At 43.0% G+C, this 272-nt stretch carries 1 protein-coding gene; it reads left to right on the plus strand.

What is annotated here, in order from left to right; all coding sequences use genetic code 11:
* Positions 1–272: ACT domain-containing protein (locus AB4486_RS27250; protein ID WP_408063674.1), on the plus strand; the 272-nt coding region annotated here is incomplete at both ends.

Consider the following 272-nt stretch of genomic DNA (forward strand, 5'->3'; position numbering starts at 1 on the left):
CTTGCTAAACATAAGATCTCTGTCGATCTGATTACTACCTCTGAGATCAGTGTTTCACTCACCCTAGATCAAACTGATACATCTGGTGGTGCTCCTGAATTACCAGAAGCAGCACGTCTTGAGCTAGAAGAGCTTTGTTCAGTCGATGTGGAACATGACCTGTGTTTAGTGGCATTGATTGGTAATAATATGAGTGAAAGCAAAGGCTACGCTAAGCAAGTATTCAGCACCCTTGAAGATTTCAACCTGCGCATGATTTGTTACGGAGCAAG

The organism is Vibrio sp. 10N.222.55.C6 (assembly GCF_041473395.1).
Classification (GTDB): domain Bacteria; phylum Pseudomonadota; class Gammaproteobacteria; order Enterobacterales; family Vibrionaceae; genus Vibrio; species Vibrio crassostreae_C.